Annotated in this window: 11 protein-coding genes, 22 tRNA genes and 3 rRNA genes; 30 read left to right on the plus strand and 6 right to left on the minus strand. The window is 39.3% G+C overall.

Annotated elements, in window-relative coordinates:
• Positions 1-135: 135 nt before the first annotated feature.
• The 4 genes from nspC to NST60_RS17680 all read right to left on the minus strand — a co-directional run bounded on the left by nspC (position 136) and on the right by NST60_RS17680 (position 3,729).
• Complete coding sequence (gene nspC, locus NST60_RS17665) at positions 136-1,275, minus strand: carboxynorspermidine decarboxylase (protein ID WP_016202345.1); 1,140 nt, start codon at positions 1,273-1,275, stop codon at positions 136-138.
• A gap of 10 nt (positions 1,276-1,285) precedes the next feature.
• On the minus strand, positions 1,286-2,485 hold the full coding sequence (locus NST60_RS17670; RefSeq protein WP_016202344.1) for a saccharopine dehydrogenase family protein: 1,200 nt from the start codon (positions 2,483-2,485) through the stop codon (positions 1,286-1,288).
• Positions 2,486-2,773: 288 nt separating this feature from the next.
• Positions 2,774-2,849 (minus strand) — tRNA-Ala (locus NST60_RS17675).
• A gap of 193 nt (positions 2,850-3,042) precedes the next feature.
• Positions 3,043-3,729, minus strand: coding sequence for an MgtC/SapB family protein (locus NST60_RS17680; RefSeq protein WP_040343016.1), 687 nt, complete (start codon positions 3,727-3,729; stop codon positions 3,043-3,045).
• 568 nt (positions 3,730-4,297) lie between these two features.
• On the opposite strand from NST60_RS17680, the gene NST60_RS17685 reads away from it, so the two are divergent.
• From NST60_RS17685 to NST60_RS17800, 24 genes are all read left to right on the plus strand, one after another.
• A 16S ribosomal RNA gene (locus NST60_RS17685) occupies positions 4,298-5,846 on the plus strand.
• A 478-nt stretch (positions 5,847-6,324) separates the two neighbouring features.
• Positions 6,325-9,262: ribosomal RNA gene (locus NST60_RS17690) — 23S ribosomal RNA — on the plus strand.
• 269 nt (positions 9,263-9,531) lie between these two features.
• Positions 9,532-9,648: ribosomal RNA gene (gene rrf / locus NST60_RS17695) — 5S ribosomal RNA — on the plus strand.
• Together the 16S, 23S and 5S rRNA genes with 21 tRNA genes alongside form the textbook arrangement of a ribosomal RNA operon.
• Before the next feature lie 13 nt (positions 9,649-9,661).
• Positions 9,662-9,737: transfer RNA gene (locus tag NST60_RS17700), tRNA-Val, on the plus strand.
• 8 nt (positions 9,738-9,745) lie between these two features.
• Positions 9,746-9,821: transfer RNA gene (locus tag NST60_RS17705), tRNA-Thr, on the plus strand.
• A 5-nt stretch (positions 9,822-9,826) separates the two neighbouring features.
• Positions 9,827-9,902 (plus strand) — tRNA-Lys (locus tag NST60_RS17710).
• Positions 9,903-9,928: 26 nt separating this feature from the next.
• Positions 9,929-10,013, plus strand: a tRNA-Leu gene (locus NST60_RS17715).
• An 18-nt stretch (positions 10,014-10,031) separates the two neighbouring features.
• A tRNA-Gly gene (locus NST60_RS17720) sits at positions 10,032-10,106 on the plus strand.
• 9 nt (positions 10,107-10,115) lie between these two features.
• Positions 10,116-10,204: transfer RNA gene (locus tag NST60_RS17725), tRNA-Leu, on the plus strand.
• 16 nt (positions 10,205-10,220) lie between these two features.
• Positions 10,221-10,297, plus strand: a tRNA-Arg gene (locus tag NST60_RS17730).
• 8 nt (positions 10,298-10,305) lie between these two features.
• Positions 10,306-10,382: transfer RNA gene (locus NST60_RS17735), tRNA-Pro, on the plus strand.
• A 13-nt stretch (positions 10,383-10,395) separates the two neighbouring features.
• Positions 10,396-10,471, plus strand: a tRNA-Ala gene (locus NST60_RS17740).
• Between the two features lie 20 nt (positions 10,472-10,491).
• A tRNA-Met gene (locus NST60_RS17745) sits at positions 10,492-10,568 on the plus strand.
• Between the two features lie 9 nt (positions 10,569-10,577).
• A tRNA-Ile gene (locus tag NST60_RS17750) sits at positions 10,578-10,654 on the plus strand.
• A 9-nt stretch (positions 10,655-10,663) separates the two neighbouring features.
• A tRNA-Ser gene (locus NST60_RS17755) sits at positions 10,664-10,756 on the plus strand.
• A gap of 24 nt (positions 10,757-10,780) precedes the next feature.
• Positions 10,781-10,854: transfer RNA gene (locus tag NST60_RS17760), tRNA-Met, on the plus strand.
• 3 nt (positions 10,855-10,857) lie between these two features.
• A tRNA-Asp gene (locus NST60_RS17765) sits at positions 10,858-10,934 on the plus strand.
• Between the two features lie 31 nt (positions 10,935-10,965).
• Positions 10,966-11,041, plus strand: a tRNA-Phe gene (locus tag NST60_RS17770).
• Positions 11,042-11,079: 38 nt separating this feature from the next.
• A tRNA-His gene (locus NST60_RS17775) sits at positions 11,080-11,155 on the plus strand.
• Positions 11,156-11,174: 19 nt separating this feature from the next.
• Positions 11,175-11,248, plus strand: a tRNA-Gly gene (locus tag NST60_RS17780).
• Between the two features lie 5 nt (positions 11,249-11,253).
• Positions 11,254-11,330 (plus strand) — tRNA-Ile (locus NST60_RS17785).
• An 11-nt stretch (positions 11,331-11,341) separates the two neighbouring features.
• A tRNA-Asn gene (locus NST60_RS17790) sits at positions 11,342-11,416 on the plus strand.
• An 8-nt stretch (positions 11,417-11,424) separates the two neighbouring features.
• Positions 11,425-11,515 (plus strand) — tRNA-Ser (locus NST60_RS17795).
• Between the two features lie 2 nt (positions 11,516-11,517).
• Positions 11,518-11,589, plus strand: a tRNA-Glu gene (locus tag NST60_RS17800).
• A gap of 105 nt (positions 11,590-11,694) precedes the next feature.
• On the opposite strand, the gene NST60_RS17805 is transcribed toward NST60_RS17800, so the two are convergent.
• The gene (locus NST60_RS17805; protein ID WP_016202891.1) at positions 11,695-11,907 is read right to left on the minus strand and encodes a hypothetical protein; all 213 of its coding nucleotides are present in this window, start codon (positions 11,905-11,907) and stop codon (positions 11,695-11,697) included.
• Between the two features lie 304 nt (positions 11,908-12,211).
• Between NST60_RS17805 and glgB the strand changes: the two genes are divergently transcribed.
• From glgB to NST60_RS17830, 5 genes are read left to right on the plus strand one after another with little or no spacing between them, the layout of a single operon-like run.
• Positions 12,212-14,152, plus strand: a complete 1,941-nt coding sequence (glgB, locus tag NST60_RS17810; protein WP_341099894.1) for a 1,4-alpha-glucan branching enzyme — start codon at positions 12,212-12,214, stop codon at positions 14,150-14,152.
• The gene (locus NST60_RS17815; protein WP_101730612.1) at positions 14,100-15,245 is read left to right on the plus strand and encodes a glucose-1-phosphate adenylyltransferase; all 1,146 of its coding nucleotides are present in this window, start codon (positions 14,100-14,102) and stop codon (positions 15,243-15,245) included. The genes glgB and NST60_RS17815 overlap by 53 nt, the downstream gene beginning before the upstream one ends.
• A gap of 23 nt (positions 15,246-15,268) precedes the next feature.
• Entirely contained in the window at positions 15,269-16,297 is a 1,029-nt protein-coding gene (locus NST60_RS17820; RefSeq protein WP_212119658.1) for a sugar phosphate nucleotidyltransferase, read from the plus strand.
• Entirely contained in the window at positions 16,294-17,748 is a 1,455-nt protein-coding gene (gene glgA / locus NST60_RS17825) for a glycogen synthase GlgA (protein ID WP_101730614.1), read from the plus strand. The genes NST60_RS17820 and glgA overlap by 4 nt, the downstream gene beginning before the upstream one ends.
• On the plus strand, positions 17,738-20,140 hold the full coding sequence (locus NST60_RS17830) for a glycogen/starch/alpha-glucan phosphorylase (RefSeq protein WP_169188997.1): 2,403 nt from the start codon (positions 17,738-17,740) through the stop codon (positions 20,138-20,140). The genes glgA and NST60_RS17830 overlap by 11 nt, the downstream gene beginning before the upstream one ends.
• Positions 20,141-20,630: 490 nt before the next feature.
• On the opposite strand, the gene NST60_RS17835 is transcribed toward NST60_RS17830, so the two are convergent.
• The gene (locus NST60_RS17835; RefSeq protein WP_407939841.1) at positions 20,631-21,392 is read right to left on the minus strand and encodes a TraR/DksA C4-type zinc finger protein; all 762 of its coding nucleotides are present in this window, start codon (positions 21,390-21,392) and stop codon (positions 20,631-20,633) included.
• 292 nt (positions 21,393-21,684) lie between these two features.
• Between NST60_RS17835 and NST60_RS17840 the strand changes: the two genes are divergently transcribed.
• Positions 21,685-23,064 carry an isochorismate synthase gene (locus NST60_RS17840; protein WP_016202883.1) on the plus strand — a complete coding sequence of 460 codons (1,380 nt, stop codon included), beginning with the start codon at positions 21,685-21,687 and terminating at the stop codon, positions 23,062-23,064.
• The last annotated feature ends 1 nt before the right edge of the window (position 23,065 follow it).

Below are 23,065 nucleotides of genomic sequence, written 5' to 3' on the forward strand. Positions count from 1 at the left end.
CTGTTTTCTTTAGAAATTGCTGTGCGCATTATTTTCTAAAAGCGACCTGTTCTGATGTTTAACCACAAAAAAGCAGATGTTTAAGGGAATGAGTCCTTTTTAAACATCTGCTTTTTTTCTTTAGAAACTATTTATTTAGGATAAGCGATTACTATAATCTTCAAAGACAAATTGACGAACAACTTTTAATCCTTCTTCGTCATTATAAGAAGCAATAGAAGGTAAGTTAACACCATTAAACATATGATTTTTAACCATTGTGTAATGAGCCATATCACAGAATACGATCTTATCACCAGGCTTTAATGGCTCTTTGAAAGAATAATCACCGATGACATCTCCTGCTAGACAGGTCATTCCACCAAGTCTATAGGTATATTCATTATCACCAGGCATTCCCGCATCTATAATATTTGGTCGATAAGGCATTTCTAGTACATCAGGCATGTGACATGTTGCGGACGTATCAAGAATGGCAATATCCATCCCATTATGAACAATATCAAGGACAGTGGAAACTAAATAACCTGTGTTTAATGCGATAGCCTCTCCCGGCTCTAAATAAACATCTACATTGTATTTTTCTTTTATAAACAAAATGGATTCAACAAGTGTTTCGATATCATAATCTGGACGGGTAATATGATGTCCCCCACCGAAATTAATCCACTTCATTTTCTTTATATATTCGCCAAATTTTTCATCCACTACTTTTATAGTGCGTTTTAAAGTATCGGAATTTTGTTCGCACATTGTATGAAAATGAAGGCCGTCAATACCGTCTAATTCATCTGGATTAAAGTTATCCAATGTAATGCCGAATCTTGAGTATGGTGCACATGGATTATAAAGCTGCGTCTCTATTTCTGAGTACTCAGGATTAATTCGAAGACCAACATCAATTTTTTTTCCGGCATTTTGAACCTTTTCTTTAAATCTATTCCACTGGCTGTGTGAATTAAAGACAATATGATCCGTATATTGAAGTAGTTCATCGAATTCGCTGTCTGCGTAAGCAGGTGCATATGCATGTACTTCTTTGCCCATTTTCTCATACCCAAGTCTTGCTTCAAACAGAGAACTAGATGTTACCCCTGCTAAGTATTTACCTACTAGAGGAAATACAGAATGCATGGAAAAACCTTTTAACGCAAGGAGAATTTTTGCACCTGTACGTTCTTGTATAGACTGCAAAACTTCTAAGTTTTTTGTTAAAAGACGCTCGTCCACTACGTAACTTGGTGATGGAGCTTGTGTAAAGTCAATCTTTTTCATTTCATTCCTCTCAATCTATAAGAGTCGGAGAGAAGTTCTCCTGCCATGGTAATCCGTATTTATTTAAGGCATCCATGAATGGATCTGGATCAAATTCCTCTACATTGTAAACGCCTGGTCGTTTCCATTGGCCTTTCATGATTAGCATTGCGCCAATCATTGCTGGTACACCAGTTGTATAAGAGATTGCTTGAGATCCTACCTCACGATAACATTCTTGGTGATCACAAATATTATATACATAATAAGTTTTTGGTTTGCCGTCTTTTACCCCTTGGATGATACAGCCAATATTAGTTTTTCCTTTTGTTCTAGGTCCAAGCGATGCTGGATCAGGAAGGATTTCTTTTAAGAACTGTAGTGGGATAATCTCTTTTCCTTCATAATTAATTGGTTCAATTGATGTCATGCCAACATTTTCAAGAACCTTTAAGTGGTTTAGATAATTATCAGAGAAAGTCATCCAAAAACGGATTCTTTTTAATCCTTTAATATTAACAGCTAATGATTCTAACTCTTCATGATATAATAAATAAATGTTTTTTGGACCAATTTGCTCTAAATCATATTCTCTTTTTTCAGAAAGCGGTGGGGTTTCAACCCATTGTCCATTTTCCCAATATCTTCCGTTTGCAGTTATTTCACGAATATTGATTTCAGGATTAAAGTTTGTCGCGAACGGATAACCGTGATCTCCTCCATTAGCATCCACGATATCAATATAATGAATCTCGTCAAAATGATGTTTTTGTGCATATGCAGTGAACACACCAGTTACGCCAGGATCAAACCCGCTTCCAAGTAAAGCAGTTAAACCAGCTTCTTCAAACTTTTGTTTATATTCCCATTGCCATTTATATTCAAATTTAGCTGTCTCAGGTGGTTCGTAGTTTGCTGTATCTAAGTAATGTACACCTGTAGCAAGACATGCATCCATAATAGTTAAATCTTGGTATGGTAATGCCACATTGATTACTAGTTCTGGTTTAAAGCTATTGATTAATTCAATTACTTCTTCTGTATTATCAGCATCGACTTGAGCAACTGAAACTTTCGTCTTGCCACCATCAATTTTATCTTTAATTGCTTCACACTTTGAAAGTGTTCTGCTTGCGATACAAATTTCCTCGAATACATCCGGTACTTGACAGCATTTATGTGCAACAACACTTGCTACTCCGCCAGCACCGATAATTAATGCTTTTCCCAAAATGAATAACCTCCTTTAATACTACCTAAAAAATTTCAATAAGGCTGATTATACATAATGTGCGTAAAATAATCTATATAATCCAGTAAAATATAATAAATTTTTATGAAAATTTATTGCTAGGAAATATATTTGTAAAAATAGGGAAAAAGAAGAAGTGGTAACTACAATGATATGAATGCAGATTAGTCAAAAATGAAGAAGTGAAGATTAATTGATATAGATGGAAGTTTTTATAAAGAGGATATAAAAAAACGACTATAATAGTCGGAAGTTTAGATGGAAAAATGGTGGAGACTATCGGGATCGAACCGACGACCTCTTGCATGCCATGCAAGCGCTCTCCCAGCTGAGCTAAGCCCCCTTATAATATCTAAGCTATATTATACAAAAATAAACAGAAACTTCAAGTCATTGAGAGAAAAAAATGTAGAGTCTTTCAGTTAATAAAGAATATTTCGTTATGAACAATACTGAGAATGAAAATGAAAAGAAAGAAGAGCGGTATCTATAAAGTAATTTACTCTCTTCCTTCTATCAATTTAACCTACTTCAAATTAATTCAAGCTCTCTATTTCAATTTCTTTTACTCCATGTATTTCGGAAATTTCTCTATAAACATCCGTCACTTCTCTTTTTTGATCAACTATTACTATAAGTAAAATAGAATGTTCTCCAGTTTCCAAGTCTTTAATTCGTATATGTTTTATTCCTGTTTTTAGATTTCGAATAGCTTTAATAATAGTTGATACGTTTTCTTTTTGATCAGCTTTTAATTTTACTCTAATTTCTTTTTCTCTCAGTTGACGAGGGCCGATCATACTCATGAAAATTGGTACAAATTTAACGCTGATTAGTAAAAGGGTAACACCAATGAGAGCTTCTATATAATATCCAGCTCCAACTGCAATTCCAATTCCGCCCGCTCCCCAAATTAAAGCTGCGGTAGTTAAGCCTGAAATACTATCGTTTCCTCTTCTAAGGATAACACCTGCTCCTAAAAAACCGATTCCAGAAACTATTTGAGCTGGGAGTCTTAGAGGATCCATTTGAATATTTACTTGTTCGCTACCAGGAAATTTATACGCAGCTTCAATAGAGATAATTGTTAATAAACAACTTACTATACTTATTACCAAACTAGTTTTTAGGCCAACAGGTTTTCGTTTGATTTCTCTTTCTAATCCAATTATTAATCCTAACCCAGCGGAAATTCCTATTTTTAATAAAAAATCTATATTAATATCCAATTGTGTTCCATCTCCTGTGTTTTAATTAATATGTAATAGTGTGTCATTAATGATTAATTACTGTTGATATAATTTAATGAAACAGGAAATTAAACGATTCAAACAAGTATTAAACTTTAATGGGTGGAAGAATTCCTTTGAAATAATACAAAACCTAAAGTATATTATCCTTTATTGATTCATTGTAAACACCAAATATTAGTTAAGTGTATGTTATATAATGAAAAAAATTCTTCTTGTAGGACGATAATCCTTCTTTTTAATTAATCTGAGATTTTTTTTGAAAAAAGTATTGACGTTTATTTTGGAATAATGTTATATTTATATCCGTCGCTGAAACAACACGAAACATTGAAGTGGATGGCGAAAAAGTTTTTTGAAAAACTATTGACAATGAATGTTGATAGATGGTATATTGGGAAAGTCGCTTCTTGAGCGACCAACTAGATTGCTCTTTGAAAACTGAACAAACAAACGTCAACAATAATCGTTTTATAACGAATGTTATAGAACGAAAACAAGTAATAAAAAGCTAGAGTTTAGCAATGAGCTAATCAACTCTTTATTGGAGAGTTTGATCCTGGCTCAGGACGAACGCTGGCGGCGTGCCTAATACATGCAAGTCGAGCGGACTTTAAAAGCTTGCTTTTAAAGTTAGCGGCGGACGGGTGAGTAACACGTGGGCAACCTGCCTGTAAGACTGGGATAACTTCGGGAAACCGGAGCTAATACCGGATAATTCTTTCCACCACATGGTGGAAAGCTGAAAGACGGCATCTCGCTGTCACTTACAGATGGGCCCGCGGCGCATTAGCTAGTTGGTGAGGTAACGGCTCACCAAGGCAACGATGCGTAGCCGACCTGAGAGGGTGATCGGCCACACTGGGACTGAGACACGGCCCAGACTCCTACGGGAGGCAGCAGTAGGGAATCTTCCGCAATGGACGAAAGTCTGACGGAGCAACGCCGCGTGAGTGATGAAGGTTTTCGGATCGTAAAGCTCTGTTGTTAGGGAAGAACAAGTACAAGAGTAACTGCTTGTACCTTGACGGTACCTAACCAGAAAGCCACGGCTAACTACGTGCCAGCAGCCGCGGTAATACGTAGGTGGCAAGCGTTGTCCGGAATTATTGGGCGTAAAGCGCGCGCAGGCGGTCCTTTAAGTCTGATGTGAAAGCCCACGGCTCAACCGTGGAGGGTCATTGGAAACTGGGGGACTTGAGTGCAGAAGAGAAGAGTGGAATTCCACGTGTAGCGGTGAAATGCGTAGAGATGTGGAGGAACACCAGTGGCGAAGGCGACTCTTTGGTCTGTAACTGACGCTGAGGCGCGAAAGCGTGGGGAGCAAACAGGATTAGATACCCTGGTAGTCCACGCCGTAAACGATGAGTGCTAAGTGTTAGAGGGTTTCCGCCCTTTAGTGCTGCAGCAAACGCATTAAGCACTCCGCCTGGGGAGTACGGCCGCAAGGCTGAAACTCAAAGGAATTGACGGGGGCCCGCACAAGCGGTGGAGCATGTGGTTTAATTCGAAGCAACGCGAAGAACCTTACCAGGTCTTGACATCCTCTGACACTCCTAGAGATAGGACGTTCCCCTTCGGGGGACAGAGTGACAGGTGGTGCATGGTTGTCGTCAGCTCGTGTCGTGAGATGTTGGGTTAAGTCCCGCAACGAGCGCAACCCTTGATCTTAGTTGCCAGCATTAAGTTGGGCACTCTAAGGTGACTGCCGGTGACAAACCGGAGGAAGGTGGGGATGACGTCAAATCATCATGCCCCTTATGACCTGGGCTACACACGTGCTACAATGGATGGTACAAAGGGCAGCAAAACCGCGAGGTCGAGCAAATCCCATAAAACCATTCTCAGTTCGGATTGTAGGCTGCAACTCGCCTACATGAAGCTGGAATCGCTAGTAATCGCGGATCAGCATGCCGCGGTGAATACGTTCCCGGGCCTTGTACACACCGCCCGTCACACCACGAGAGTTTGTAACACCCGAAGTCGGTGGGGTAACCTTTTGGAGCCAGCCGCCTAAGGTGGGATAGATGATTGGGGTGAAGTCGTAACAAGGTAGCCGTATCGGAAGGTGCGGCTGGATCACCTCCTTTCTAAGGAAAATGGAATTTACATTCCATCATGGATTGTTGACGATTTGTTGTTCAGTTTTGAGGGAGCAATTAATTCCTCAAAACAGTAAGAAGTTTGAGGGCAAAGAGAAACAAGTAGATCAAGGAAGTGCCTGAGTGAGCACCGGAGCGTACGACAGTACGTGAGGAGCAGAACGAAGAAGCTGACGAAGAGATGCGAAGTTTATCTTTAGCCGAAATTGTTCCTTGAAAACTAGATTATGAATAGTAAAAACAAGAAAGAAACCGAGTAATCGCCATCTTAGATTCTCTATGTTAGAGAATTATTTCTTTGAAAAGTAATCGTATTAAACGAATACCTATTCAAAGAATGGAGGGTAAAGAGAAACGAGCAGGTCAAGGAAGCGACGGAGCGAGCACCGGAGCGTACGACAGTACGTGAGGAGCAGAGTGAAGAAGCTGACGAAGAGATGTGAAGTTTATCTTTAGCCGACAACTAAGTTAAGTTAGAAAGGGCGCACGGTGGATGCCTTGGCACTAGGAGCCGATGAAGGACGGGATTAACACCGATATGCTTTGGGGAGCTGTAAGTAAGCTTTGATCCAGAGATTTCCGAATGGGGGAACCCTCTATCCGTAATGGGATAGAATCTTTACCTGAATACATAGGGTACTGAAGGCAGACCCGGGGAACTGAAACATCTAAGTACCCGGAGGAAGAGAAAGCAAACGCGATTCCCTGAGTAGCGGCGAGCGAAACGGGATTAGCCCAAACCAAGAGGCTTGCCTCTTGGGGTTGTAGGACACTCTATATGGAGTTACAAAGGAACGGGGTAGACGAATCGATCTGGAAAGGTCAGTCGTAGAAGGTAAAAACCCTGTAGTCGAAACTTCGTTCCCTCTTGAGTGTATCCTGAGTACGGCGGGACACGAGAAATCCCGTCGGAAGCAGGGAGGACCATCTCCCAAGGCTAAATACTCCCTAGTGACCGATAGTGAACCAGTACCGTGAGGGAAAGGTGAAAAGCACCCCGGAAGGGGAGTGAAATAGATCCTGAAACCGTGTGCCTACAAGTAGTTAGAGCCCTTTTATGGGTGATAGCGTGCCTTTTGTAGAATGAACCGGCGAGTTACGATTACATGCGAGGTTAAGTTGAAAAGACGGAGCCGCAGCGAAAGCGAGTCTGAATAGGGCGAAATAGTATGTGGTTGTAGACCCGAAACCAGGTGATCTACCCATGTCCAGGGTGAAGTCCAGGTAACACTGGATGGAGGCCCGAACCCACGCACGTTGAAAAGTGCGGGGATGAGGTGTGGGTAGCGGAGAAATTCCAATCGAACTTGGAGATAGCTGGTTCTCTCCGAAATAGCTTTAGGGCTAGCCTCAAGATTGAGAGTATTGGAGGTAGAGCACTGTTTGGACTAGGGGCCCCCATCGGGTTACCGAATTCAGACAAACTCCGAATGCCAAATACTTATTCTTGGGAGTCAGACTACGAGTGATAAGATCCGTGGTCAAGAGGGAAACAGCCCAGACCACCAGCTAAGGTCCCAAAGTATACGTTAAGTGGAAAAGGATGTGGAGTTGCTTAGACAACCAGGATGTTGGCTTAGAAGCAGCCACCATTTAAAGAGTGCGTAATAGCTCACTGGTCGAGTGACTCTGCGCCGAAAATGTACCGGGGCTAAACGTATCACCGAAGCTGTGGATTGACATCTATGATGTCAGTGGTAGGAGAGCGTTCTAAGGGCGTTGAAGCTAGACCGTAAGGACTGGTGGAGCGCTTAGAAGTGAGAATGCCGGTATGAGTAGCGAAAGATGAGTGAGAATCTCATCCACCGAATGCCTAAGGTTTCCTGAGGAAGGCTCGTCCGCTCAGGGTTAGTCGGGACCTAAGCCGAGGCTGAAAAGCGTAGGCGATGGACAACAGGTTGATATTCCTGTACCACCTTTAAATCATTTGAGCAATGGGGGGACGCAGGAGGATAGGGTAAGCGTGCTGTTGGATTAGCACGTCCAAGCAGTTAGGCCGGTAATGAGGCAAATCCCATTACCATATGGCGGAGCTGTGACGGCGAGGGAAATATAGTACCGAAGTTCCTGATTCCACACTGCCAAGAAAAGCCTCTAGCGAGATTTATGGTGCCCGTACCGCAAACCGACACAGGTAGGCGAGGAGAGAATCCTAAGGTGAGCGAGAGAACTCTCGTTAAGGAACTCGGCAAAATGACCCCGTAACTTCGGGAGAAGGGGTGCTCTTTTGGGTGTTAAAGCCCGAGAGAGCCGCAGTGAATAGGCCCAGGCGACTGTTTAGCAAAAACACAGGTCTCTGCGAAGCCGCAAGGCGAAGTATAGGGGCTGACACCTGCCCGGTGCTGGAAGGTTAAGAGGAGGGGTTAGCACGTGTAGTGCGAAGCTCTGAATTGAAGCCCCAGTAAACGGCGGCCGTAACTATAACGGTCCTAAGGTAGCGAAATTCCTTGTCGGGTAAGTTCCGACCCGCACGAAAGGTGTAACGATCTGGGCACTGTCTCAACGAGAGACTCGGTGAAATTATAGTACCTGTGAAGATGCAGGTTACCCGCGACAGGACGGAAAGACCCCGTGGAGCTTTACTGCAGCCTGATATTGAATTTTGGTACAGCTTGTACAGGATAGGTAGGAGCCTTGGAAGCCGGAGCGCCAGCTTCGGTGGAGGCATTGGTGGGATACTACCCTGGCTGTATTGACATTCTAACCCGCACCCCTGATCGGGGTGGGAGACAGTGTCAGGTGGGCAGTTTGACTGGGGCGGTCGCCTCCTAAAAAGTAACGGAGGCGCCCAAAGGTTCCCTCAGAATGGTTGGAAATCATTCGTAGAGTGTAAAGGCACAAGGGAGCTTGACTGCGAGACCTACAAGTCGAGCAGGGACGAAAGTCGGGCTTAGTGATCCGGTGGTTCCGCATGGAAGGGCCATCGCTCAACGGATAAAAGCTACCCCGGGGATAACAGGCTTATCTCCCCCAAGAGTCCACATCGACGGGGAGGTTTGGCACCTCGATGTCGGCTCATCGCATCCTGGGGCTGTAGTCGGTCCCAAGGGTTGGGCTGTTCGCCCATTAAAGCGGTACGCGAGCTGGGTTCAGAACGTCGTGAGACAGTTCGGTCCCTATCCGTCGTGGGCGTAGGAAATTTGAGAGGAGCTGTCCTTAGTACGAGAGGACCGGGATGGACGCACCGCTGGTGTACCAGTTGTCTTGCCAAAGGCATCGCTGGGTAGCTATGTGCGGAAGGGATAAGTGCTGAAAGCATCTAAGCATGAAGCCCCCCTCAAGATGAGATTTCCCATAGCGTAAGCTAGTAAGATCCCTGAAAGATGATCAGGTTGATAGGTCAGAGATGGAAGCGTGGCGACATGTGGAGTTGACTGATACTAATAGATCGAGGACTTAACTAAAATGAAAAGCAGAAACGCCTGTTTATCGGCGTACAAACTGGAAGAGCTTCGACTGAGATAAAGGAAACACAGTGAACGAGAGTGAACTGATGTTGACTTATCGTAGGGAGGAGATCGGAAGTTTGATAGGCGATAGGCGTTGGAGCTGGACAATTGATTACTTATTTCTTTCTTTTTACTTCATAATCTAGTTTTGAGGGAATAATTTTTTAAAAAAATACTTGAAAATTATTCTAAAACATGTATAATAATACATGTCCCAATAAAAGTCTGGTGGCGATAGCGAGAAGGTCACACCCGTTCCCATACCGAACACGGAAGTTAAGCTTCTCAGCGCCGATGGTAGTTGGAGGTTCTCCTCCTGTGAGAGTAGGACGTCGCTAGGCAATTATATTATATGGAGGATTAGCTCAGCTGGGAGAGCATCTGCCTTACAAGCAGAGGGTCGGCGGTTCGATCCCGTCATCCTCCACCATTATGTTTGCCGGTTTAGCTCAATTGGTAGAGCAACTGACTTGTAATCAGTAGGTTGGGGGTTCAAGTCCTCTAGCCGGCACCATCTTTGAGCCATTAGCTCAGTCGGTAGAGCATCTGACTTTTAATCAGAGGGTCGGAGGTTCGAATCCTCCATGGCTCACCATTAATTAGTTTTTAAAAGCATGTTAAGCGGGTGTGGCGGAATTGGCAGACGCACTAGACTTAGGATCTAGCGCCGCAAGGCGTGGGGGTTCGACTCCCTTCACCCGCACCAATTATTAATTAAATAGACGCGGAAGTAGTTCAGTGGTAGAACACCACCTTGCCAAGGTGGGGGTCGCGGGTTCGAATCCCGTCTTCCGCTCCATAAAACAATGCCGGGGTGGCGGAACTGGCAGACGCACAGGACTTAAAATCCTGCGGTAGGTGACTACCGTACCGGTTCGATTCCGGTCCTCGGCACCATTGTTTTTAAAATAAAGCGCCCGTAGCTCAATTGGATAGAGCGTCTGACTACGGATCAGAAGGTTATGGGTTCGACTCCTTTCGGGCGCGCCATTATATTACGGGAAGTAGCTCAGCTTGGTAGAGCACTTGGTTTGGGACCAAGGGGTCGCAGGTTCGAATCCTGTCTTCCCGACCAGCGAAAACTTATTGGGGCCTTAGCTCAGCTGGGAGAGCGCCTGCCTTGCACGCAGGAGGTCAGCGGTTCGATCCCGCTAGGCTCCACCAATTTTATATTTATTAATGATGGCGGCGTAGCTCAGCTGGCTAGAGCGTACGGTTCATACCCGTGAGGTCGGGGGTTCGATCCCCTCTGCCGCTACCATAATATATTGGACCTTTAGCTCAGTTGGTTAGAGCAGACGGCTCATAACCGTCCGGTCGTAGGTTCGAGTCCTACAAGGTCCACCATTTCATTGAGGAGGAATACCCAAGTCCGGCTGAAGGGATCGGTCTTGAAAACCGACAGGCGGGTCAAACCGCGCGGGGGTTCGAATCCCCCTTCCTCCTCCATTTAATTAAATAATTTATTATCGTCGCGGGGTGGAGCAGTCTGGTAGCTCGTCGGGCTCATAACCCGAAGGTCGCAGGTTCAAATCCTGTCCCCGCAATCTGGTCCGGTAGTTCAGTTGGTTAGAATGCCTGCCTGTCACGCAGGAGGTCGCGGGTTCGAGTCCCGTCCGGACCGCCATTTTTTCAAAAAGTAAATAGCATTAACTAATGGCTCAGTAGCTCAGTCGGTAGAGCAAAGGACTGAAAATCCTTGTGTCGGCGGTTCGATTCCGTCCTGAGCCACCATTTTAGAGAGAAACTAAAATGACAATTTAATTATGATGGCGGCTATGGCGAAGTGGTTAACGCATCGGATTGTGGCTCCGACACTCGTGGGTTCGATTCCCATTAGTCGCCCCATTATAAATAATGAAAATACGCGGGTGTAGTTTAATGGTAAAACCTCAGCCTTCCAAGCTGATGTCGTGGGTTCGATTCCCATCACCCGCTCCATATTTGGGCCTATAGCTCAGCTGGTTAGAGCGCACGCCTGATAAGCGTGAGGTCGATGGTTCGAGTCCATTTAGGCCCACCATAAAAAAATATTCCGCAGTAGCTCAGTGGTAGAGCATTCGGCTGTTAACCGAACGGTCGTAGGTTCGAGTCCTACCTGCGGAGCCATTTTTTTTGGGGAAGTACTCAAGAGGCTGAAGAGGCGCCCCTGCTAAGGGTGTAGGTCGCGTAAGCGGCGCGAGGGTTCAAATCCCTCCTTCTCCGCCATTGGCCCGTTGGTCAAGCGGTTAAGACACCGCCCTTTCACGGCGGTAACACGGGTTCGAATCCCGTACGGGTCATAAAAAAACTGATAGCATTTGCTATCAGTTTTTTTGTTTATCTTTATATCATATAAACCAATATTCAAATCCCCAAATGGAAAGATTAAGAATGAAGTATATGATTTAAAATTTTCCCCGTTTTAAATCTTCCTCCCATTTAGCCTCACTAGTCAGCAATTTATTCCCAGGATTATTTAAATCAAAATCGGAAAGAAATCCAGTATATGGCCCTCTAAATAAATCGATAGCTAGTATTTTTTGATCTGGTGCTTCAAAAAATGGATGGGATTCTCTCATTGATTGTTCTTTAAGGTAGTCTTCTTCACTTTTACTCATAATAATGTTCCTTTCTTATTATAAAAATCCTTCTTAGTATTTCTCATTAATAAAAATCTATGATAAAAATTCACAATCTAAATCAGTCAATTAAACATAAAAAGTTTTATAGTATCATAAAATTTTAAAAACAAAAAAGGATTTACACTTTATTGATAGAATATTAAAATTAATCGGATTTACTTTAATGTATAAATTTTAGCAATGGTTGTCGTAATTTGTTTTGGATATCGAAAAAAAGGGAATTGCAATTGTACAAAGTGTAAAATTTAGTCACTTAATATTAAATGCAATAGAAAGTAGGATGACAGTGGAGACAGTATACCCAACAGAATTTCAACTACATTTATTTCATGAAGGTAACTTGTTTGAGAGCTATAGATTATTTGGATCCCATGTTCATCATAAAAATGGAGAGGTTTACACCAGTTTTTGTGTTTGGGCTCCCAATGCTCTAAGTATCCAATTAGTTGGGGATTTTAATAATTGGAGTGGTGAGGGATATTCCCTTGAACAAATAAATAATGAAGGTGTTTGGCTTCTAAATGTCGATAAGGATCTAACAGGTTCTATGTACAAGTACAAATTAACGACGCCTGATGGAAAAGTATTCTTGAAAGCTGATCCATATGCTTTTTTCTCTGAAGTAAGACCCAATACAGCGTCAATTGTTTATTCATTGGAAGGCTATAAATGGAAAGATACAAAATGGAAACAAAAAAAGGCTAAGAAAAACTATTTAAATGAGCCACTTGCTATATATGAGGTTCATTTAGGTTCTTGGAAAATTCATGAGAATGGAGATCTTTATACTTATAGAGAACTTGCTGATGAATTAATTCCATATGTTGTTGAACAAGGATTTACACATTTAGAATTGCTACCTCTAGTAGAACATCCACTTGATATATCTTGGGGGTATCAAGGTACAGGATATTATTCAGCGACAAGTAGATTTGGGGAACCAAAAGATTTAATGTATTTTATCGATCAATGCCATCAGCACGGTCTTGGCGTTATTTTAGATTGGGTCCCTGGCCACTTCTGTAAAGATGCACATGGTCTTTATCAGTTTGATGGAACGAGTCAATTTGATTATGCAAATCCGATGGATCGTGAGAATCATGTATGGGGAACAGCTAATTTTGATTTAGGAAAAAATGAAGTACAGAGTTTTCTTATTTCAAACGCAATCTTTTGGATGGAATATTTTCACGTCGACGGATTTAGAGTTGATGCTGTTTCCAATATTATTTATTGGCCCAATTCAAATGAAAACAGTGTAAATCAATATGGAATCGATTTCCTTCAAAAGCTTAATCAAACAGTTTGTCAATACGATTCAACAGTCTTAATGTTTGCTGAGGATTCTACTGATTGGCCTCAAGTAACGGCTCCAGTCCATTATGGAGGCATTGGGTTCCATTACAAATGGAATATGGGATGGATGAATGATATTTTAACCTATATGGAAACTGATCCCGTTCATAGAAAACATGTTCATGATAAAGTCTCCTTTTCTCTACATTATGCCTTTTCCGAAAATTTTGTTTTGCCATTTTCACACGATGAAGTTGTTCATGGAAAAAAATCATTAGTAGATAAGATGCCAGGCGATTATTGGCAAAAATTTGCTCAATTTCGTCTTCTTTTAGGATATATGATTGCCCATCCAGGAAAAAAATTATTATTTATGGGAAATGAATTTGCACAGTTTGCAGAATGGAAAGATAAGGAACAGTTAGATTGGATGCTGCTAGATTATGAGATGCACCAAAAGGCAAATGAGTATATGAAGGAGCTATTAAAAATCTATAAAAGATCTAAGCCCTTGTTTCAATTGGATCACGTAAATGAAGGCTTTGATTGGATAGATGTAAACAATAGAGAACAGTCGATATTCTCCTTTATACGTAAAGCTGAGAGCGAAGAGGATTATTTAGTCGTCATTTGTAATTTCACTTATCATACTTACGAAAATTACAGAATTGGCGTGCCTCTAAATAACTCTTTCCGAGAAATATTAAATAGTGACACTGATAGATTTGGTGGAGCTAATTATATAAATAAAAAAGTAATAAAAGCAGAAAAAGTAGAATTTCATGGAAAACCTTATTCTGTTCAACTCACAATACCAGCTTTTAGTATGATCATTTTACGTCCAGTTCAACATCGGAAGGGGAGAAAAGGAAATGGGAAAGAAACGGTGCGTCGCAATGCTTCTAGCAGGGGGAAAGGGGAGTAGACTCTATTCTTTAACTAAGAGTTTAGCAAAACCGGCTATTCCTTTTGGAGGGAAATATCGAATTATTGATTTTACTTTAAGCAATTGTTCCAATTCGGGAATAGAAACGGTTGGAGTTTTAACGCAATATCAGCCCTTAGTTTTGAACTCATATATTGGGATAGGAAGTGCATGGGACCTAGACCGTGTCAATGGAGGGGTAACCGTATTGCCCCCATACAGTGAATCATCTGAAGTAAAATGGTATACAGGAACAGCAAGTGCTATTTATCAAAATCAGAACTATTTGTCTCAATATGATCCTGAATATGTTCTTATTTTATCAGGAGATCATATTTATAAAATGAATTATGAAGAAATGCTTGAGTATCATATCAATAAGCAAGCAGATGCTTCTATCTCGGTTATTCAAGTAGGGTGGGAAGAAGCTAGTAGATTCGGAATCATGAATACAAATAAAGATATGGATATCATAGAATTCGAAGAGAAGCCTCAACATCCTAAAAATAATTTAGCCTCAATGGGGATATATATTTTTAAATGGAAGGTATTGAAAGAATTACTAGAAGAAGATAACTTAAATAAAAATTCCTCCCATGATTTTGGGAAAGATATAATTCCTTTACTAATAGAACAAAAGAAAAAGGTTGTAGCTTACCCATTTAAAGGATATTGGAAAGATGTTGGAACTGTTCAAAGTCTCTGGGAAGCAAATATGGATTTGCTGGATGATAATAGTGCATTAAATATCTCTGATTATAATTGGAGAATCTATACGGTTAATCCAAATCATCCCCCACAATATATCTCAAGTGATGCACATGTAAGAGAGTCTATGGTGAATGAAGGTTGTATTATTAGTGGAGATTTAGAAAAATCAATTGTTTTCCAGGGGGTGACTGTAGGGAAAGGGACAATCATACGTAGTTCTGTCATAATGCCTGATGCGAAGATTGGAAATGATGTTTATATAGAGAAGGCTATTGTCCCTTCTGACATTACAATACCAGATGGAATGGTCATTAAACCAGAGAAAGACCTAGATGAGGTAGTATTGGTTACAGAAGAAATGGTTAATGAAATGATTTCCTAACAAACTAGATAGGAGGGATTAAGATGAAAAGATCAATGCTGGGCATTATTGATGCAACAACACACCTGGAAGATTTAGAAGAGTTAACTGCTCATCGTACACTTGCTGCACTTCCAATTGGTGGACGATATCGATTAATCGATTTTGTCCTTTCCAATATGGTGAACTCTGGAATAGGAAGCGTTGCTATTTTTCCAAAGTATCAGTATCGCTCGTTAATGGACCACTTAGGATCAGGGAAAAATTGGGACTTGGACAGAAAGAGAGATGGTTTATTCTTCTTTCCAGCCTCTATTTCTGATTCTAATACGAATGGAATTGGCTCATTTAATCACTTTGCGGCAAATATTGATTATTTTCACCGCAGTAAACAAGAATATGCATTAGTTGCAAATTGTTTTACTGTTTTTAATATGAATTTTAATCCTGTATTAGAGCGTCATCTCGCCTCTGGTTGTGATATAACGGAAGTTACTAATAATGGGAATTCGTTAGAAGTATATTTAATCAAGAAATCAAAGCTAATTAATTTAATAGACTCAAGGGATGCAACAGGTTATACATGCATGAAGGACGTTGTGTTAGATATTAATAATCAGTTAAAAATATGTGAATATGAATATAACGGCTATGCCGAAAAAATAGATTCTATATCTAGTTACTATCGTGTAAGTAAAGATATATTAAAATCAAATGTATGGAATCAGCTTTTTATAAAAGAGAGACCAATATTTACAAAAGTAAAAGATGAGCCACCTACTCGTTATACTAGTACAGGAGAAGTAAAAAACTCCATGATAGCGAATGGTTGCTTTATAGAAGGTGATATTAATAATAGTATTATATCTAGAGCGGTTAAAGTCGGAAAGGGTTCTAGTTTAAAAAACTGTATTATCATGCAAAAGTGTACAATCGGAGAAAATTGCCAGTTAGATTCTGTTATTTTAGATAAGGATGTAATCGTAGAAAGTGGTACAGTGATGATTGGTACTGCTAATTCTCCCTTTGTCGTAAGAAAAGGAACAGTGCAAGGAGCGTTGATGAATTCGTGAGAGTATTATTTGCAGTTTCAGAATGTGTACCATTTATAAAATCAGGAGGACTGGCAGATGTGGCTGGTTCTCTTCCTAAAGAATTAAAAAAACAAGGCACGGATGTGGCTGTAATTATGCCAAAATATCAAGATATTCCAGCACATTTACTTGCTAATATTAAGAAGCGATGTTATTTTTTTGTTCCAATCGGTTGGCGAAATCAATATTGTGGAATTGAAGAGTTAGAAGTGGATGGTATTACTTTTTATTTTATTGATAACGAGTGGTACTTTAAGAGAAGTGGCTTGTATGGCTATGGAGATGATGGCGAACGCTTTGCATTTTTTAATAGAGCCGTATTAGAGAGCTTACCTTATTTAGCCGATTATCCAGATATTATTCATTGCCATGATTGGCATACAGCAATGATCCCTTTCTTATTGAATGTCGACTATAAGTGGAAAAAAGAGTATAGCAATATAAAAACTGTTTTTACCATACATAATCTTCAATTTCAGGGAATATTGCCAAGAGAGGTTCTTGGTGATTTATTTAATTTAAATGATTATTATTTTACAGCAGATAATCTTGAATTTTATGGAAACGTTAATTTGATGAAAGGGGGACTTATTGCTACTGATAAAATAACAACAGTAAGCCCTACCTACAAAAACGAAATCCAAACAGAATATTATGGGGAGAAGCTGAATAATGTATTAAAGCAGAGAGAGTCTGATTTATATGGCATTATAAATGGTATCGATGAGGAAACATATAATCCAGAAACAGATCCAGGGATAACAGCTAATTATACGGTTACTTCTTTAGAAAAAAAGCAAGAAAATAAAAAATTTATTCAGCAGAAGTTTGGATTAAAGGAAGATCCAGAGGTTCCAATTATTTGTATGATTACCAGATTAACTAGTCAAAAGGGATTGGAATTAGTAAGGCACGTATTTCATGAAATAATGGAAGAGGATGTACAGTTCCTAGTATTAGGAACTGGGGATCCGGAATTTGAGAACTTTTTCCGTGAAATGGAATATACGTATTCTGACAAGTGTAAAGCCTATATTGGATTTGATGAAAACTTAGCTCATCAAATATATGCAGGTGCCGACTTATTTCTAATGCCTTCTAAGTTTGAACCATGTGGATTAGGACAGTTAATTGCATTAAGATATGGTAATATCCCAATTGTAAGAGAAACTGGTGGACTTAATGATACAGTTTTCTCTTATAATGAGCTGACAGAAGAAGGAAATGGATTTAGTTTTACTAATTTTAATGCCCATGACATGCTTTTTACGATTAGAAGAGGTATTGGTTTTTATAAAGAGGATAAAGAAGTATGGCATAAACTAATGAAGAATGCGATGTCGATGGATAATAGTTGGGCTCAATCTGCATTCAAATATAATCAATTATATGCAGAGCTTATCTCGAGGAGTGAATCCCATGTTTTCTAATAAGGAACGATTTAAAAGGTATTTTTTGCAAAGGCTTGAGATGACATATGGAAAAACCTTTGAAGATACAACAAGTAGCGATCATTTTCAAACATTAGGTCACATGATTAGAGAGTATGTAAGCTCGAATTGGATACAGACAAATGAGCAAAGCCGTAATAATAATGGAAAACAGGTGTATTATCTTTCAATCGAGTTTTTATTAGGAAGATTGCTTCATAATAACTTAATAAACTTAGGCATTGATCAAGTTGTAATAGAAGGATTGGCAGATCTTGGAATTGATTTCTTTGAAGTAGAAGATATTGAGCATGATGCTGGTCTTGGAAATGGTGGACTAGGAAGACTTGCTGCATGTTTCTTAGATTCTCTCGCAACATTAAACTTGCCAGGGCATGGTTATGGCATTCGATATAAGCATGGATTATTTGAACAGCGAATTGTGGATGGATACCAAATTGAATTACCTGAACAATGGTTAAAGCAAGGACAGGTTTGGGAAGTCAGAAAAGAAGATTTAGCGGTAGACATTTATTTCTGGGGAAATATCGATATGTATGAAAGGAATGGGAAGTTACAGTTTCGGCATTTAAATGCCGAAGCTGTAACAGCAGTTCCACATGATGTACCAGTAATCGGTTATCATACGTCGACTGTTAATACACTAAGGTTGTGGAATGCGGAGCCAACATCTTTGATTGCAAAAGATGTCAAAGATATTATGCGATATAAAAGGGAAACTGAATCAATTTCAGGATTTTTGTATCCAGATGACTCCAATGACGAAGGCAAAATCTTACGCTTAAAACAACAATATTTTTTAGTTTCTGCAAGCTTACAGTCCATTGTTCGAAATTATAAGCAGCAACATAAAAATATTAGTGAAATGCATCACTATATAAGCATCCACGTAAATGATACGCATCCCGTATTGGCAATCCCTGAGCTTATGAGAATATTAATGGATGAGGAAGGATTAGGCTGGGAAGAAGCATGGGATATTACTACAAATACTATTTCTTACACCAATCATACCACATTATCTGAAGCATTAGAGCAATGGCCAATCTATATATTCCAACCTTTATTACCACGGATTTATATGATTATCAATGAAATAAATGAGCGTTTCTGTAAAGAATTATGGGAACGGTATCCGGGTGATTTTCAAAAAATTGAGAAAATGGCAATAATTGCACATGGCATGATAAAGATGGCTCATTTAGCTTTGGTCGGTAGCTATAGTGTAAATGGAGTAGCAGAAATTCATACGGAGATTTTAAAGAAACGAGAAATGGCTGATTTCTATGCATTTTATCCCGAAAAGTTTAATAATAAGACAAATGGCATCACTCATAGAAGGTGGTTAATAAAAACAAATCCTAAGTTGACGAACTTAATTTCTCAAACCATTGGTGATAAATGGATTGATGAGCCCATTTTTCTAAAGGAATTGCTTAATTACCAGGACGATGTGAATTTTAAAGAAAATATTGCCTCTATAAAGCATAATAATAAAGAGATACTAGCTAAGATTATTAAGGAGAAAAATGGTATCCTTGTAGACCCTTCTTCTATTTTTGATGTACAGGTAAAGAGGCTGCACGCATATAAAAGACAGTTACTAAATATTCTGCATATCATGACTCTCTATAATAAGTTAAGAGAAGATCCAACGATTGACATGGAACCGAGAACATTTATATTTGGAGCAAAGGCATCACCTGGTTATTATTATGCCAAGAAAATTATAAAATTAATTAATACAGTTGCTCATAAAGTTAATAATGATAAAAGAATCCAAGATAAATTAAAGGTTGTCTTTCTCGAAAATTATCGTGTTTCACTGGCAGAGCATATTTTTCCTGCTGCTGATGTTAGTGAGCAAATATCAACAGCAAGTAAAGAAGCTTCCGGTACAGGTAATATGAAATTTATGATGAATGGTGCATTGACCATCGGAACACTTGATGGTGCTAACATTGAAATGCATGATTTAGTGGGAGATGAGAATATTTTCATCTTCGGAATGAATGCAGATCAAGTATTAGAACTTTATCAAAATGGCGGTTATAGTTCTCGGGAGTATTATTATCATGATGATAGGATTCATGAGGTATTCAATCAATTGAAAAATGGATTTTATGATCATCCTTCCAATGAATTTGATCCCATTCTTGATTCTTTACTAATAGAGAATGATCAATTTTTCGTCTTAAAAGATTTTAATTCTTACGCAAATATTCATGAAAAGGTGAATCAGGTATTTAAGAATAAGCAAGATTGGCTACAAAAAAGTATTGTTAATATTGCTATGTCAGGTCATTTTTCAAGTGATCGCACAATAAAAGAATATGCAGATGATATTTGGCATATAAAACCTTATTCTTAAGAGCTGGAAGAGGCGGGGATAAAACTAAATAGCCACTCTGTAAAGACGAACAATCTCATTTAGCTCTTAAATAAAGTATTCTAAGTTTTTAAATATAGTCAAGTCTAAAAACTAATTCGTTCCATTGCGCTACAAACACTCGCTTTCCTCTATTTTCCGCAGGAGTCGAGTGTTTTCCGCTCCATTCCACTTCGTTTTTAAAGGCAATTTCTAAAAATTTATTTTTTGCCAAGAAAAAATAAATTAGCAAGAAAAATGGAGCAGCCTAAATACACGTAGACTCCTATGGGAGCTGCGAGAAAGTCCGAGACCCTGCAGGACATAGGCAGACCGCGGCTCGGCGCTCGCCCCATGGAAAGCGAAGTGTATTCAGGCTGCGGATATTAACACCAACTTTACTGAAACAGTCTTTTATAAACCTGAACAATGGTGTGTTATTATCGTATAATTATTCGGGTTTATTTATAGCTGAAAAAATTATGTCCCAACCTTATTTCTCTTTTTTTCCCTTATTGTCTGTATATCCATCTGTTTTACGGTAAGGGACATCTCCAAAAGGAGCTTCTATTCCTTCATCATCTAATGCCTGCTCATATTGTTCCTTTTCTTTAGAAGGGTAAACAGATCGTTCAGAGCCATCAATATTTGTAGCTGTAAAGGCTTCATAGTCTTCAGGGAAGTCTCCGTTATCACTATCCCTATCATAAAGACTATCATAATCTTTAAAATCACCTCTTAAATCTGAGGGAGTTTCAGATGTCCCATAGCGGGCAACTTCTTGAAAACTATCTTGATAGTCTCTCACGTCACCAGTATCATAGTGACGATATTCATTTCCATGAGCTAGTTCAAGGATATCATCTTCAACTGGGCGATCAGAAGCTATAGATTGTTCTTCGCTATATTCTTTGAGAGTGAGGGCAGTTGGAATTGCTTCTAATCTCTCATAAGGAATTTCTTTTCCTGAAACTTTACAAATCCCATAAGATCCATCTTCTATTGCTTTCAAAGCGTTATTAATTTTATTTAATTCAGATTGGTCATGTTCTTCTAATGCTGAATCTTTTTCTCTTTCATATAACTCGGTTCCCATATCTGCCGGATGGTTATCATAGCTTGATAATTCACCTACTGATTCTTGAACATTTTCTTCACTTGCATATCCATTAATCCTATTCAATACATTTGATTTTCTGTCTTCTAATTCTTTTTTTAAATGATTTATTTGTTCTGTTGACAACAAGTTAAACACATCCTTATCTATACGATTATAACAAAACAGTATAAACGTAATTGGAGATTAAATGTAAGACAAGCTATTCATAAATTTCCCTGTTTTATGGTTATCAAACCTCTTCTTTTTAAGAGGATTTTTTTATATTGTACAAAATTTGGAAACGGCATTAAGAATTCACTATGATTGACATAATATAAAGGACAGGTGTATCGTAAAATATGCTAAAATAATAAGTAAGCGTATATCTTTGAACCAATAGAATCAAGAAATAAAACTCTTGATTTGTTTTAGGGGGATTCAAAACGGGATGAATGAAGCATTTGGAACAATGGTACAAACAAAAATAAGGGATAGTGTTTCTTCCACAATTTTAGTTAGTGAAGTCAGGAAGATAGAAGAAAACACGGATATTCTGGACTTTTTTTCTAAATTCCATGCCTATAAGGGGAAACGTTTTTTTTGGAAAGAACCTTCTGGGGAAAACATGCTAGTAGGAATTGGCGTTTGCGAAAAAATTGAATGTTCAAAAGGAGAAAGTTCGTATTCTTATGTGGAGAAGAAATGGAAACAGCTTATAGAAAATGCGATTGTATTTAATGAATTCAATCATATTGGAATTGGTCCTGTTCTTTTAGGGGGTTTTTCCTTTGATCCATTAAAAGAGAAGACTCAGGACTGGGATGGATTCTCTGAAGCCCATTTTTATGTGCCACAGTTTATGTTAAGTGAAATAAATGGAATTCAATTCATTACAACAAATATATTTATTCAAAAAGATAGAATAGAAAATGCAAAAGTGGAGCTGGAAAAAAACTCGTTCGCATTTCAAAAAAAATTAGAAGAATATTCTTCTCCATCTGAACCGTCTATTAAGAAAATAACAGAGGTAGACCGTGCAACATGGAAGAATACGGTTGATAAAGTAATAAGCAATTTAGATGGACATCTAAAAAAAGTAGTGTTAGCTCGTGCTAGTAAAATCCATTTCTCAAGAGAATTAGAATCAGAGCTTGTACTAAAAAAATTAATACAACAACAGAGCAACGGTTATATTTTCGCCTTGGAAGCAAAAGATAAATGCTTTATAGGGGCATCTCCTGAAAGATTGGTAAAAAAAGAAGGAGAGACCGTTTTTTCTACATGTCTAGCTGGCTCTATTTCTAGAGGGGGAAACAAAGAAGAAGATAATACCCTAGCAGAAGCGTTGCTTTCTGATTTAAAAAATAGAGAAGAACATAATTATGTTGTTAAAATGATTAAGAATGCCATGGAAGAAGTATGCAGTAGGGTAGAAATGCCACCAAATCCGCAAATCATGAAAATGAGAGATATTCAGCATCTTTATACACCTGTTAGTGGTAAGGTGAAAGAAACAGAATCATTAATTTCCTTAATTCGATTATTGCATCCAACTCCAGCCCTCGGTGGTTTTCCACGCGAAGAAGCGTTAAAGGTTATAAGAGAGGTGGAAGGACTAGATAGAGGTATGTATGGTGCCCCAATCGGTTGGCTTGATTATCAAGGTAATGGTGAATTCGCTGTAAGTATTCGTTCAGGCTTACTACATGGCAATGTTGCAACAATCTTTGCTGGGTGCGGGATTGTCGCTGACTCTGATCCTGACTCTGAATACGAGGAAACAGCTATTAAATTTAAGCCGATGCTAACTGCGTTAGGAGGAAAATAAA

It is taken from the genome of Niallia sp. FSL W8-1348 (assembly GCF_038006745.1).
Lineage (GTDB): Bacteria > Bacillota > Bacilli > Bacillales > Cytobacillaceae > Niallia > Niallia alba.